The organism is Nocardia sp. NPDC060259 (assembly GCF_042728775.1).
In the GTDB taxonomy this organism is placed as follows: Bacteria; Actinomycetota; Actinomycetes; order Mycobacteriales; family Mycobacteriaceae; genus Nocardia.
In genome coordinates this window covers 1-13568 of record NZ_JBHXAY010000051.1, presented here as the reverse complement: position 1 = coordinate 13568, position 13568 = coordinate 1, and the positions used below count along the sequence as shown (strand labels likewise).

General features: G+C 64.5%; 11 protein-coding genes and 1 pseudogene. 8 read left to right on the top strand and 4 right to left on the bottom strand.

What is annotated here, in order from left to right; all coding sequences use genetic code 11:
- Window positions 1-20: 20 nt before the first annotated feature.
- Window positions 21-596 (top strand): ferredoxin, encoded by a 576-nt coding sequence (locus ACFWF2_RS19365; protein ID WP_379308809.1) that lies wholly within the window; start codon window positions 21-23, stop codon window positions 594-596.
- Window positions 597-738: 142 nt separating this feature from the next.
- Here the strand turns inward: ACFWF2_RS19365 and ACFWF2_RS19360 are convergent, their stop codons facing one another.
- Window positions 739-1302 (bottom strand): GNAT family N-acetyltransferase, encoded by a 564-nt coding sequence (locus ACFWF2_RS19360; RefSeq protein WP_379308808.1) that lies wholly within the window; start codon window positions 1300-1302, stop codon window positions 739-741.
- A 414-nt stretch (window positions 1303-1716) separates the two neighbouring features.
- Between ACFWF2_RS19360 and mobF the strand changes: the two genes are divergently transcribed.
- From mobF to ACFWF2_RS19345, 3 genes are all read left to right on the top strand, one after another.
- Window positions 1717-5829: a MobF family relaxase gene (gene mobF / locus ACFWF2_RS19355; RefSeq protein WP_379308807.1), complete on the top strand. Its 4113-nt coding sequence runs from the start codon at window positions 1717-1719 to the stop codon at window positions 5827-5829.
- Window positions 5830-6059: 230 nt separating this feature from the next.
- Complete coding sequence (locus ACFWF2_RS19350; RefSeq protein ID WP_379308806.1) at window positions 6060-6593, top strand: hypothetical protein; 534 nt, start codon at window positions 6060-6062, stop codon at window positions 6591-6593.
- A 302-nt stretch (window positions 6594-6895) separates the two neighbouring features.
- Window positions 6896-7543 (top strand): HAD family hydrolase, encoded by a 648-nt coding sequence (locus ACFWF2_RS19345; protein WP_379308805.1) that lies wholly within the window; start codon window positions 6896-6898, stop codon window positions 7541-7543.
- 224 nt (window positions 7544-7767) lie between these two features.
- Here the strand turns inward: ACFWF2_RS19345 and ACFWF2_RS19340 are convergent, their stop codons facing one another.
- The 3 genes and pseudogenes from ACFWF2_RS19340 to ACFWF2_RS19330 all read right to left on the bottom strand — a co-directional run bounded on the left by ACFWF2_RS19340 (window position 7768) and on the right by ACFWF2_RS19330 (window position 10825).
- Window positions 7768-8895 (bottom strand): DUF4365 domain-containing protein, encoded by a 1128-nt coding sequence (locus ACFWF2_RS19340; protein ID WP_379308804.1) that lies wholly within the window; start codon window positions 8893-8895, stop codon window positions 7768-7770.
- A 33-nt stretch (window positions 8896-8928) separates the two neighbouring features.
- A pseudogene (locus ACFWF2_RS19335) lies at window positions 8929-9505 on the bottom strand (transposase).
- Between the two features lie 45 nt (window positions 9506-9550).
- Window positions 9551-10825, bottom strand: coding sequence for an XRE family transcriptional regulator (locus ACFWF2_RS19330; RefSeq protein ID WP_379308803.1), 1275 nt, complete (start codon window positions 10823-10825; stop codon window positions 9551-9553).
- A 193-nt stretch (window positions 10826-11018) separates the two neighbouring features.
- Between ACFWF2_RS19330 and ACFWF2_RS19325 the strand changes: the two genes are divergently transcribed.
- The 4 genes from ACFWF2_RS19325 to ACFWF2_RS19310 are packed head-to-tail and all read left to right on the top strand — an operon-like array spanning window position 11019 to window position 13449.
- Window positions 11019-11510, top strand: coding sequence for a hypothetical protein (locus ACFWF2_RS19325; protein WP_379308802.1), 492 nt, complete (start codon window positions 11019-11021; stop codon window positions 11508-11510).
- A 43-nt stretch (window positions 11511-11553) separates the two neighbouring features.
- Window positions 11554-12234: a B3/4 domain-containing protein gene (locus ACFWF2_RS19320; RefSeq protein ID WP_379308801.1), complete on the top strand. Its 681-nt coding sequence runs from the start codon at window positions 11554-11556 to the stop codon at window positions 12232-12234.
- On the top strand, window positions 12231-12953 hold the full coding sequence (locus ACFWF2_RS19315) for a class I SAM-dependent methyltransferase (protein WP_379308800.1): 723 nt from the start codon (window positions 12231-12233) through the stop codon (window positions 12951-12953). The genes ACFWF2_RS19320 and ACFWF2_RS19315 overlap by 4 nt, the downstream gene beginning before the upstream one ends.
- Before the next feature lie 4 nt (window positions 12954-12957).
- On the top strand, window positions 12958-13449 hold the full coding sequence (locus ACFWF2_RS19310) for a DNA-directed RNA polymerase subunit beta (protein ID WP_379308799.1): 492 nt from the start codon (window positions 12958-12960) through the stop codon (window positions 13447-13449).
- The last annotated feature ends 119 nt before the right edge of the window (window positions 13450-13568 follow it).

The window sequence follows — 13568 nt, the reverse complement described above, 5'->3', positions numbered from 1 at the left end:
GGGCCAGCTATGGTCACGAGATGTATTGGGATCCGATGCCGACAGCCGTCGCTTCAGCAGAGCTACCAGTGATCGGCCCCGAGCACCGAACGCTGGGCAATCCTGACGACTACCTTCGTGGTCGGTGGGAAGAACGCGACTGGCGCAACGTACCCGGCCCCTTCTACGGCGCCAATACCGACAACTGCTGTGTAGGCCGATTGATCGCCCCGGACCACATCGTCTACGAGGACGGCTACGGCAGCGAAGTAGTGTTCCGTCAACCACGCAATGCTCGTGAAACTCGCCTGCTGTTGTCCGCCGCGTGGGCCGACCCCTACTGCGGATACGCTTACAACGGCGACGACCACTGGACCCTCGAACTGATCCGTGACTGGTGGGCCGACCGCGCGAGGCTGGCTGAATGGCTCAGCGAGCTCGAACGCGAATGGTCTGTCCACGACCGCGACCAGGAGCGCGAAGCCGCACAGGGGTTACGCGCCTACTCAAGCTACCTGCACAACGGACTCGAAACCTCTTTGCAGAACTATGCGTTCTGGCTCGATAACCGCCGCACCGCGCAACCACACGAGGCGCTGCCGAGTCTGAGCAGCTGACTTATCCGGTTCCACCGCCAACTACGTGGACCTTTCGGATCGCGCGAAGGCCGACCCGCGATCCGAAAGGTTGGCCGAACAGTTCGGCGGCGTGGGTGTTCGGACCAATCTTGCGGAGGGCCAGGGTGACGTCACCTGCCATTCAGGCTTTGAACGAGTGCAGGCTGGCTAGGCAGAGGGTCTGCCCGGCGTCGAACCATTCGAAGGTGCTGACCGGCTGGAATCCTAGGCGTGCTGCGAGTCCGAGCGAGCGTTTGTTGGCGGTCCGGGTCACGATGAGGACCGGCTGGTCTGGGAGCTCGTCTGCGGCTGCGCGCAACGCGGCGGTGGCGGCCTCGAACGCCAGTCCTGCGCCCCAAGCCTCGCGCCGCATCAGGTAACCCAGTTCCAGTTCCTCGCCGCCGTCGGTCACGTGGCCGGGTTCGTCGGCGGCCCGCCGTTTGAGCTCGAATGTTCCGATCAGGTTGTCGGTGGCCTTATCGGCGATGATGAAGTGGCCGGCAGTGGCGGTCGCGTAGGCTGCGCCGCCGATCGCGTCGAGGCGCTGCTCGGCGTCCTCCCGCAGCCGCGGGACTCCGATGTAGGCCCAGACCTCCGGGTCAGTCTGTAGCTCGATGAGCCCTTCCCGATCAGAGTCGCGCGCCTTGCGCAGCAGGACCCGCTCCGCGGCGATCTGGACAGCGGACAGCGTCGGCAACTGGTTCATGTTGCCCTCCCCTTGCTTGGCGTTGATCCATCAGATCACGCGTTTCAAAACCCGCGAACTACATCCGAACTCCGCAACACCATCCGCAACCTACCCCGAACACCGCAACCTGCACCCGAGCACACAGCCCACCCATACCCCACCCCCATGCTCCCCTCATACACGAGCAGACATCTTGCATCTCAGGGCTAACCCCGCACTGTGAGCGGAAAAGTGACCGCAGCATACCCGCTGGAACTGTTCGAATGGGTCGGATTTCCAACGCTTCTCGGACCGGGAGCAAGACACAATTCGGTCACGCCTGAGTCGAAAGTTGTCCAAAGTTGTCGAAAGTTGCCCATCACGGCTAAATGTGACCTGGGTCGCATCAATTCGACCTTGCGGCAGGCGAATTGACGGCTGCTTCATGGAGGCATGGTCGCGACTGTGCACAAGGTCGCCGCGGGCAACGGCTACGAGTACTACCTGCGAAAAACCGCCGCCAACGACAGAACCGCGCGCGGGCGCGCCTCGCTGGCCGACTACTACAACGAACACGGCGAAGCCCCCGGAACCTGGCACGGCACCGGACTTTCCGCGCTCGGCATCACCGAGGGCTCCGAAGTCTCCGAAGACCAGATGCGCAACCTGTTCGGAGCGGGCATGCACCCCAACGCCGAACAGGTCCGCGAACGCGTCGAAACCCAGCACCTCAACGCCGGAATCCGGCCGGCCGAAGCAGCCCGCCGCGCCGAGAAGGCCACCAAACTAGGCAACCGATACGCCGTCTACACAACGGTTTCCGACTACCGGCGGGCCAAAGGGCAGGCATACCGCGACTACAACATCGGGGCAGGCGCGTGCGTCACCGCCCACATCCCCGACGACATCCGAGCCCGCATCCGCACCGAGGCAGCCAAGACCATGTTCACCACCGAGTACAAACGGCCACCGCTGGACGCGCGCGAACTCTCGGGATGGATCGCCAAGAACACACGCCCGGACCGCACAGCGGTCGCCGGGTTCGACTTCACGTTCAGTGCCGTGAAGAGCGTTGCAGTGCTGTGGGCGATCGGGACACCGGAGATTCGGGCAATTATCGAGGGCGCGATCCGCCATGCGCTCAACGAGGCGTTGACCTGGTTGGAGGACAACGCGTTGTTCACCCGTCTGGGCCGTAACGGTGTCCGGCAAGTCGACGTGCAAGGCATGATCGCGGCCACGTTCGAACATCGCGACTCCCGCGCAGGTGACCCCGACTTCCATATCCATGTCCTGATCAGTAATCGGGTGCTGACCTCGGACGGCAAGTGGCGCACCATCGACGGCAAAATCCTCTACGAAGGTACGGTCACGGCCTCGGAAATCTTCGACACCCGGGTAGAGCATCACCTGGAAGTCGCGTTGGGAATGCGGTTCGAAACCCGCCCCGACCGCACCCCTGACCAAGTCCGAGTCCGCGATATCGTCGGCGTTCCCCTCGAGCTAATCCAGCATTGGTCACAGCGCGCAGCCGCGATCACCGACCGACTCGACACCCTCACCGCCCAGTGGCAAGCCAAGTTCGGGCACGAACCCGGCCCCGGCCAAGTGCACGATCTAGCCCAGCGCGCGACCCTGGAAACCCGACCGAAGAAACATGCTCCGGGTTCACGTGCCGAGCAATTCGCCGCCTGGCGCGCCGAAGCCGAAGAACTATTGGGTGGCTCTGACGCGGTAGACGCCATACTCCCGCGTGTGCTTGCCGCGCCCGCCCCGGCGCGTCCGGTCCCGGATCAGGCGTTCATCACCCACGTCACCGACCAGGTACTGGCAGCGGTTTCCGAGCGGCGCGCGACCTGGCGTGAGTTCAACCTCCGCGCCGAAGTCGAACGCCAGATTCGCGGCACCGTCGCTCCCGAAGACTGGTCATGCGTCGCTGATCAAGTTGTCATGCAAGCACTTTCACCGAACTCGGCGGTCGCGCGCGGTGACCCGGACGTAACCGAGGAACCCGGCCTACGCGCAGTCCCGACCTGGCTACGCCGCCACGACGGCACCCCGATGCACACCCGCGCGAACTCCCAGATCTACACCACCGAATCGGTGCTGGCCGACGAAGCAGAACTCATCGCGCTCTCGGTCGAAACCAGCGGACGCATCCTGAACCCCGCCCACATCCTCAACGCCGTCGACGCCTACAACAACGCCCACCCCGACGAGCCCCTGAACCCCGGCCAAATCCGCGTCATCGAATCCTTCGCGACCGCCGGACTGTTCGTGCACACCGCCAACGCCCCGGCCGGAACCGGCAAGACCACCGCCATGGCCGTGCTCACCACAGCGTGGCAGTCCAGCGGCGGAACCGTGCTCGGCATGGCACCCACCGCCGCCGCAGCAGCCGTCTTAGGTGATTCGATCGGCACACGCGCCGAGACCGTGGACAAGCTACTGCACGTCATCGACGCCCACCGGCCCGCCGCGATGACCGGTGAGCATCTGCCGTTCCTGCCGCAATGGGTACTCGACATCGACCACACCACGTTGGTCATCGTCGACGAACACGTCACCGTGCCCACCGCCAAACGCCTCCAACTACTGCGGTACCTGACCGGGCGGGGCGCGACAGTGCGATGCATCGGCGACGACCAGCAACTCTCAGCGATCGACGCCGGAGGCGTCCATGCCGACATGGCCCACGCCTCACCGGCCCCGGAAACGACCCTGACCGAAGTCGTCCGCTTCGCTCATCGCGGCGAAGCGTTGGCATCGAAAGGACTCCGCGAAGGCGACCCGACCGCACTCGCGTGGTACCTGGACAACGGCCGAATTCACGCCGGGCACATGGGCAGCGTCTACGACGACACCTACCAAGCATGGGCGGCTGACACCGCCAACGGATCGGATGCGGTCATGCTCGCACCTACACACGACATCGTGAGCGCGTTGAACGTGCGTGCCCGCGCGCACCGGATTGCCCACAGCGACCCGCGAACGCGCCCCGCTATCGACGCTCATGTGTTCCTCGGTGACGGGTTGGTGGCCTCAGTCGGTGACACCGTGCGCACCCGCCGCAACGATCCCCGGCTCCGGTTGAGCGACCACGACTGGGTACGCAACGGCTACACATGGACCATCCGCGAGGTTCACTCCGACGAATCGGTGACCGTCATCCGGCGCGAACACGGCCGCGACACCGCCGACATCGTGCGCCTGCCGGGTGAATATGTGCGTGACCACCTTCACCTCGGATACGCCGCCACGATCGATTCCGCGCAAGGCATCACCGCGGATTCCTGCCATGTCGCCCTGTCCGGGCGCGAGTCGCGCCAACAGTTCTATGTCGCGATGACGCGCGGGCGCCAGACCAATCACGCCTATATCGCCACCGCGCTCGACGGCGCCGAAGGCGACATCTACACAGTGGACGCCCACTATCCCCGCACCGCTGTCGAACATCTGACCCATGTGCTCGACCGTGACGGGACGCGTAAATCCGCCCACACCGAGCTTCGCGACGCCCTGGACCCCGCCCGCAGGATCGGCCGCGCGGTCGACATCTACCTAGACACCCTCGGTATGACCGCCGAAAACGTCATCGGCATACGGCGACTCGAGACCATCGACCGCATCGCCGAAGGACTGGTTCCGGGCCTGACCGACAGTCCCGCGTACTCGGTACTACGCCAACACTTGGCGATGCTTGCACTGTCCGGGGCCGATCCGATCACCGAACTCCGCACCGCGATCACCGCGCGCGAACTCGACACCGTGACCGACCCCGCTGCCGTCCTGGACTGGCGACTCGACACCTCCGGCAACCACTCGGCCGGGCCCGGCCCGTTGGCGTGGACACCCGGACTACCCACCACCGCGACCGAAACCACAGACCCTGCCACCCTCGCACCGGTACACGCTCGGGAACGGATCGTTGCCGAACTCGCCCAACAGGTCAGCAACGCTGCCCGTGCATGGACTCCCGGGACGGCCCCCAAGTGGGCGCGACCGTTGATCGGCCGCGACCCCGAACTCCTCGCAGACCTCGCCATCTGGCGCGCCGGGTTACACGTCTCCGAGGCCGACCACCGGCCGACCGGACCCACCCGACACAGCGCGATCGAACGCGCTCACCAACAACGGTTGCAACGCCGCATCCTCGAGGCCGACGGCAACACCCGCCTACCGCAACACCGATGGGCCGCCACCGTCGACCGCATCGACCCCCGCATCAGCACCGACCCGACCTGGCCTGTCATCGCCACCCACATCGACGCCGCCGCCCAGGCAGGAATCGACATCGAACACCAGCTCACCGAGGCCGGCCGGACCCAACCCTTGCCCGACGAGATGCCCGCCGCCGCACTCTGGACCCGCCTAGACATCGATCCCTCCAGCCTGGAACCCAGCGAAACCACCCCCACTGAAGCACCCGGCGCAGCCATCGACGCTGCGGTCAACGCCACGTTCAGTGATGGCGTGAGCGCAACCGATGCCGATTTCGGGACCGATTTCGAGCCCGGAAACGATCAGCGTTATCAGCGTGGAGCGGGCTACGACCTGGACTGGTAGCCGCCGCAGAGCCCAGCGAGGACGAACGAACTTGCTATGGAACGAGACGGTTGGTCGAGGCCAGACCTGCCCTGTACATCTTCAATCTCCACCGCATCGGGTGCGTCGTGGCGGGCGGTCAGCCCACCCCGCACTTAGCAATCAGTCGGGCGGAACGAAATCAGGTCGACCACCACTACCAGCGATGGCATGATCCAGCGCGGTGCTGGAGCAGAACGGACGGTGGGTTGTTGGTAGATCTCGATCTGGACGCGATCGAGCAGTGGGCCGAAAAGGTTTCCGCCGCAGCGATTCAGCGCCTGTTCTCCCGCCATATTCATGACTTCGGGCTGGACGCGGAGATCATGCGAGACCCTTCCAGGTTGCTTGAAAGCAGCTCGAGTGCCTTTGATGCGCTTTGCAGGGGCGTCGACTGGCCGAATCGTCCTGGTATCGCTGCGTGCCTGGTACTCCCGCTAGAGGTGACTTCGACTCTGCCTTCGCCGAAGTCCGTGGCCGCAGGCATCGACTATCTCCGAGCGTATCTCCATCGGGACGAATCGCCCGGCCTCTACCTTCTCCCTGCCAGGAGTTTTGGCGAATGGTCGGACCGAGACGAGGACCACCGGTACCCGTTCGATCCGCGAAGTGTCGTCGATATTCCGGTCGATTCGGCGTTCGTCCGATACTACCGAAGCGAGATCGAGATCGCCCGCGACGAGGTCTACTCCGGGGCGATCTACTTGATCAGATCACCCACGCGGTTGCCGCCGTCGAGCGGATAGCGACTTGGCTTACCCCTCGCTGAGGGCCGACCAAACAATAGATGCCTGTACCAGCTCCCTGCCCGATCAGCTCAGGGAGTTGCACCGTCGATCCACTGGTCGAGACGAGCGGCTCGACATTCGACAAGAACGCAGGCACAGGCAGGCAGTGCAGGGCACGAGTTCTCCACCTATCTCGCGGTCGGCTCTCTAGGCCCGGCGACAACGGGCGTAGATCGGGGCACACTCGTCCCTCCTGAGCGCCCTACACTGGCTCGGGCAAGGTCGGTGCCGCGCGATTGGCGGTCGAGGTAGGAGTTGTGGTGATCCGGGCTGTGGTGTTCGACGTCGGCGAGACCCTTGTAGACGAGACCAGGGAGTACGGCACCTGGGCTGACTGGTTGGGCGTTCCGCGCCACACCTTTGTCTCGGTATTCGGCGCGGTGATCGCCCAGGGGCTCGACTACCGGGAGACGTTCCAGGTGTTCAAGCCCGGTTTCGATTTGGATCAGCAGCGCCAGGCGCGCGCGGATGCGGGTAAACCCGAGTGGTTCGGAGAGGACGACCTCTACCCGGATGTCCGCCCCGCCCTGTCGAAACTCCGTGAGATGGGAGTCTGGGTGGGCATCGTCGGGAACCAGACTGTGCGCGCTGGCGGCCTGCTGCGTGGGCTCGATCTGCCGACCGACTTCATCGCGACCTCCGATGACTGGGGTGTGGCTAAACCCGATGTCGCGTTTTTCGAGAAGGTCGTCGAGGTCGCCGGATGCCCAGCCGAACAGATCATCTACGTCGGTGACCGCATCGACAACGACATCACTCCCGCTGTGAAGGTGGGCATGCGGACCGCCTACATCCAGCGCGGACCTTGGGGATGGATCCACCGGGACCGCCAGGATGTCAAGGAGCTTTCGGACTGGCGAATCGACAGCCTGTCCGAGCTCCCCGACATCGTGAAGGCTGAGCGCTAGATCATGTCTCCTAATCGGAGGTGAGGTGCCTGATGGTCGGGCATCATGAACCGTTGTGGCGGTGTTGTCGGGTGATCGGTACCGGGTTCTGACGGATGCGCAGTGGGAGTTGCTGGAGCTGCTGTTGCCCTGCATGCTCGTGGTGCGCCTGGCCGCGGCATCAGACGTGCAAGAATCGCTCGAGGCTGCCGTGGTGCCATGCACCGCCAGTATTTGGGTGAGAGTTAATCCAAGACACCGACTCTGCGGAGCTCAGCTACCAACTCGCCGAGCACTTCGTCTGAGAAATGCAGAGGTGCGACCATCTCGATGTTGACATTTTCGCCAGTCGCGATTTTCGCTGGAATGGATTCAGCAGTGGCGATGTATGAATCGATGAAGCTATCGAGGTTGTCCAGTGGTTTGTCGGTGAGCCTGGCGGCGATCTCGAATGTATTGTCCAGCTCGGACGGAACGCTCAGCCCGCGGAGTTCAGCGGCGACTTCGAGGAGCTGACTGTAAACGTCTACCAATCTCTCGCCGATGTGCACGATGCTGTCCGCATCGCCCGGCACCGGTGCGCTTTCCTCGCCGGGCGGTTCGCCGAACGCAGCGCGCGTAGCTGCGGGATCGAGCACCTTCGCGAATGACTTTTCGATTCGTCCAACGTCGCGATCAAGTTCGCGTATTCGCGCAAGAGCCTGCTGGCTGTCCAGCCGTGTGCCGTTCGCGCGGGCGTAGCCGAGCCGGTGGTCCCGGCGTTCGCTGGCAAGTTTCGCGCGTCCTAGTCTGATGACCCCAGCAAATGCGAGTATCTCCCAACCGTTTGGACGGTCACGCAAGAGCAAGTGGAGCTCTGCGTCTGTTGCCGGCACCTTGGGAAGTGCGCCAATCTCGGACTTCTCGCCGCTTAGCAGCCACGTCGCATCCGCCTTTGCCGCTTCTGCAAGTCGCAATCGCGAATCGGTGTCGAGGACGTTCGAGCGTGGGACGAGGATCTTCCAGCCCTTCCCGCTCGTTCGTTGAAGTGAGTCGGAGTCCACCAACTCCCAGTATGCTGAGCGGTTGTCGACGTCGGCAAGAACGATCGCGACAGGGAGCGAATGCTTCATCCAGTACTCGACGTGCTCGGGCTTGAGGTAGTACCACCAACCGGAACCAGTTGGACTGCCGAATGCGCTTGCGCCACTCTTGATTTGGATTGCGAGTAGCTTTCCGGTGGGCGATTCGCCTGCGACGATCTCGATGTGCGCATCGATTCCGTAGTCCTCGATCGACTGCTCACGGAAGATCCAGTTCAGGTCGCTTTCGATGGTGAAACCCACCTGATGTACGCCCGCCCTACCTGTAGTAGCTGAGCCAAGTCTCTGCACGCGCACATCGTTGCACGGGGCTTCGTGACTGGTCTAGTCCGCGTCTCCTAATAGTTTGAGCCATTCGACGGCGAGCGCCATGACGATCCCAGCGCGGTAGGTGAGGGCGAGCTTGTCGTAGCGAGTGGCGACCCCGCGCCAGTGTTTGGCCTTGTTGAAGGCCCGTTCGACCACGTTCCGGCGCTTGTAGGCGGCACAGTCGAAGGCGGGCCCCGGCCACCGGAAGAGCCTCGCCGGCGACGGTTGGCGACCGGGTCGGCGCGTTCGGGTATGACGGTGCGGATCCGTCTGCGCCGCAACAATGCCCGATTCGCGGCTGAGGAGTACGCCCCGAATCGGCCAGAGCGGTCAACGCGACCAGCACCCGATCCCAGGTACCGTCACCGGCATACCGGCGATGCCGCTTCCACACCGTCTGCCACGGACCGAACACCTCCGACAGATCCCGCCACAGCACCCCGGTCCGCAACCGATACAGCATCCCCTCGACCACCAGGCGATTGTTCGCGAACGGACGCCCCGCCCGCCCATCAGAACTCGGCAGCAGCAGCTCCAGCAACTCCCACTGCGCATCCGTCAGAACCCGGTTCCGGCCGCCACGACGGTTCATGATGCCCGACCGTCAGACACCTCACCTCCGATTAGGAGACACGACCTAGCCGGACAGCGAGTTGACGGTTGTGTGCCAGTCGTACAACCGCTCATCAAGCGCCCTCACCTCGGGCAGGGAGTCCCACTTTCGCAAGTCCTGCCGGACCACTTTGATTCGGTCCAAAGTCGTTGCGTACCAGTACTCGCCGATCCCGTCCAACGCATGCTCGAGGAAGCGGCATGCTTGCTCGGGAAGCTTGTCCAACACACACGCAGCGGCGGCATCGGCGAGGTAGACCGACCGCTGTTTCACCGATTCGGCAGGAAGTTCGTCGAGCACTTGCCGCAACGTTTCCAGGGCCTGGCGGCCATCACCCGCCGATATCAGGGTGTTGGCCTTGAAGCCTGCGAGCCGCGTCGGGGAGAACCAATCCAGCCATTCCGGCGACGGCCGATCCTGCGGATCGTGCTGGGCGTAGGACTGTTCGGCGTGTCGGATCAGGCTCAGTGCCTGGCGAGTGTTGCCGAAACGCGTCTCGACTTCGGCCTCAACCGCATCGAGCCAGGCCGTCAGTTCGTGGTTTCCGTCGCCCCGCCGTGCGAATGCTCGGGCCGCACGAACGCGCTCCCTTGCTTCCTCGGCTCGCTTGGCTTCCCCGGAGAATGCGGGGATAAAAGCCATGTGCGCGAGCACCGCACAGCCCAGCAAGGCATCGGCCGCTTCATGGGCAGCCTGGAGGGCGAGAACAAAACTTGTTTGTGCTTCCTCGGGTTGCTGGAGGTCGAAGAACTCGAGGCGGCCCGCGAGCAGCGCCGATTCTGACACGGCTCTGGCCAGGGAGGTCGTTGCGCGTACGTCAATCTGTGGGATGAGATCGGCCCCCAGCCGAGCATGATCGGAGACGGACCGTTGCAACTGCTTCGCTGGCAGTGACCAGTACATCCCGCGATGAGCAACCGTGATCGCCACGTAGTTCTTCGCGACTGTCGCTGGCAGCTCCGTGCCGCCCATGACGCGCCGATAGCGTCCTGGCTTCTGATTTCCGTTGGTGCCCAATGATTCTCGGAACCCTCGCCCCTCTGCGCCGTTCGGCCACGGTGGCGTGAATCCAAGTTCAGTTATTGGGCGTTTGAACAACGCTTCCAGGGCGGCGGCGTGTTCTGGATGCGGCCACGGTGGGTCTGTTGACTCCCAGCGGCGTACGGTGCGGGCGGCTACCTCGATGCGGAGTCCGATCGCGCGTGCAGCGTCGGTCAACGCGTCGGCCAAAGACGCTTGGGATCGGTACCCCAGCGCCTGGCGGGCTGCGCGCAGAGCTGCATTCCCATTGTTTGCCATGCGAGCGAGAGTAGTCCGCTACCAGGACATTTGACGAGTGATAGTTTTCTCCACGGCCGCTATATGTCCTCTTGTTTGTCCTTCTTTCGACCGTTGCAATCGGTCAATGTTGGTCTCGCGGTTCCGCTGAGCTTCCCCAGCAGCCCGCCTCGTCACAAAAACGGACATCCGAGATGGATGACACGGAGGAACGATGAACGAGCCCGACCCGTCAGCATGTCAGACCAACACGGTCCGGACTGGGCCGCTGGGTCCTTCGCCTTCTATCGAATCCGCGTCCGCCCAGGGCGAAGGCAGTCGCGAGCTTGCCGAGTTGCTGGAGAGCCTCGAGGATCTCGGCCTGATCCATTCAGACCCGCTGCCGCAGCGCAATCCCGGCCGCCACCTCGCCGGTTTCGGCCCCGCCCCAACCGACTACATCGGCGCTCCGGTGCCGCAGTTGTCCCGGGTTGCCGCCGCCGTCCGCGAGTGGGCCGCACAACCGTCCCGGTGCCGGGATGAATCGTCTCCCGGCACCGGTGACCACGACGACAGGTTCGACGAACCATCGCCCCGCGCTGCGGCCTCCGCCTTGCTACCACCATGTCTCGCCATCACAACTACTGCACCGCAACAACATTCGATGCTGGCCCGCCTGTACCGGCTGACGCGGAACTCGCGAACTGGCCGGATCGCCCGAGCCTGATCAAGCCCCTTCACCGATTCGTCCAACCCAGTCAGGAGATGTAGTGACCGCGTTCAGCATCGATCAACAGGTCAGCGACCTCGGCATCCACGCCATCGCGTTCGTCGTCGGCGGCATCACCGTTCCCGAAGAGTCCAGCCCCGAACTCAACCACACCATCGAGACCGCCGAAAAGGCATTGCTGGCCGCGACCGATCCGAAGACCCTCAAGACCGAACCCGAGTTCAAAGCCTTCCGAACCGTACACGCACTGGTCGGCAAAGCCGCGAAAAGCGAAGTCGCCGCACCGGAAACTCTGCACCGGTTGATGCACCGCGCCGGACGGCTGCCCCGCATCAACCCCCTCGTCGACATCTACAACCTGATCTCGGCACAGACCCGATTGGCGTTCGGCGCACACGACCTGACGACGATCACCGGAGATGTGCGGTTGGCGATGACGACCGGCACCGAACGGTTCGTGCCCCTCGGCGCGACCGAACCGGTACCGGTGCCCGCCGGGGAGTACGCCTACCTCGATGACACCGACGTGTTGTGTCGCCTCGAGGTCCGTCAGTGCGAGAAGTCCAAAGCCACCTCGGCGACCACCGACGCCTTGTTCATCGTCCACGCGGGCCCCGGCCGCGAACCCGGCGACCTGACCGACGCGCGCGACAGGTTGGCCGCGCTGTTGAGCGAACACCTCGGCGCGCGATCGTCGATCGACCTCGAGGCCCTGGCATGAGTACCGAATACGACACCACCACCGAGGACCCGGGAATCGAAGCGCGCGAAGCACACTGGGACCGCCGGGCGGACGGGTTCGATTCCGACTTCACCCAGGCACCCGTGCGGGAACAGGTACTCGACCAGATATCGCGGCAGCTGCCCACCGGCCGATGCGTCGCACTGGACGCGGGCACAGGCAGCGGCCGGACGATGGCACGACTGATCCAGGGCCTGCACCCCGAGTCCGAGATCGTCGGCTGCGACCTGTCACCGGCGATGCTGCACCAAGCGCGCCTGCACGCACCCCGCAAGCCGCGGGGAGCGTTGTCGTTCGTCTACGCCGACCTGTGCGCGTTGCCGTTCGACGACGGCGCGTTCGATCTTGTCGTGTCGACGTTCACCCTCCACCACGTCCCACCCACCCAGCAGTTGGCGGTGCTGGCCGAGTTCCGGCGTGTGCTCACCGCGAACGGCCGGTTGATCCTGGCCGACCAGGTCCAGCCCGATCCGCCTCTGTCGGTCGAGGCGATGCGGGCGGCCGTGGCCGAAACGTTCTACCCGCACCTACCCCACGCCGAAGCGGTCGGTCTGTTGTCGACCTACGGCGAATGGCCGCTGACCATCGGTGAACTCACCGACCTACTAGAGGCCGCCGAGTTCGGCTGCGAAGTCACCGACATCCACCGCATCGTCGCCCTCGCCACCGCGATCCCCGGCCACACCTCGCAGGAGTGAGTTCGTGACGCACGCACACACGGCAGCCGACATCGGGGACTCGCCGCAGTCACGCAGCCTGTTCTACCGCAAGGTCTGTGGCCTGCCGACCTTCGTCGACCCGACAACGGGCCGGATCATGATGTCGGCCGGATCAACCGGCGCGGTCATGATGCCCGCCGACCTCGCCCAGCGGGTCAAGATCGAATTGCACCGCCGCAACGTGGGGCCGTGCCCGATCATCGGCCACCCACGTGCCGGAACATGGTCCTACCTCGTCCGCGCGGACATGGAGCCGATCGGTGACCCGGCCGTGGTGGCTCAACTGTGGCGTGCGCACGTGGTCGTGGTCCGCGACGGCGACATCACGTTGCCGTCCCCGGAGCCGGGCCACCAGCTCGCCCGGACCTGGGTCGTGGCCGCCACCACCCCGTTCCGTCCCTCCGGTACGACCCTGCTGGCCTGCGTGCGCGAACTATTGGACGCGGCCAAGCCCCGAAACCACGGCCCCTACTGACCGACACCTGACCGCACCCCCGGTCACCGAAACCACCCGAATACCTCGAGGCCGTCAGCGATCCCACCCTCGAGGCCGATCGGCCTCGAGGGTGGGGAGGTTCCCCCGGAGGTCGCAGC

Excerpts from the sequence above, each read along its gene's own strand:
- mobF (WP_379308807.1), top strand. The coding sequence starts at position 1,717 with ATGGTCGCGACTGTGCACAAGGTCGCCGCGGGCAACGGCTACGAGTAC.
- ACFWF2_RS19315 (WP_379308800.1), top strand. The coding sequence starts at position 12,231 with ATGAGTACCGAATACGACACCACCACCGAGGACCCGGGAATCGAAGCG.
- ACFWF2_RS19365 (WP_379308809.1), top strand. The coding sequence starts at position 21 with ATGTATTGGGATCCGATGCCGACAGCCGTCGCTTCAGCAGAGCTACCA.
- ACFWF2_RS19360 (WP_379308808.1), bottom strand. The coding sequence starts at position 1,302 with ATGAACCAGTTGCCGACGCTGTCCGCTGTCCAGATCGCCGCGGAGCGG.
- ACFWF2_RS19325 (WP_379308802.1), top strand. The coding sequence starts at position 11,019 with ATGAACGAGCCCGACCCGTCAGCATGTCAGACCAACACGGTCCGGACT.
- ACFWF2_RS19330 (WP_379308803.1), bottom strand. The coding sequence starts at position 10,825 with ATGGCAAACAATGGGAATGCAGCTCTGCGCGCAGCCCGCCAGGCGCTG.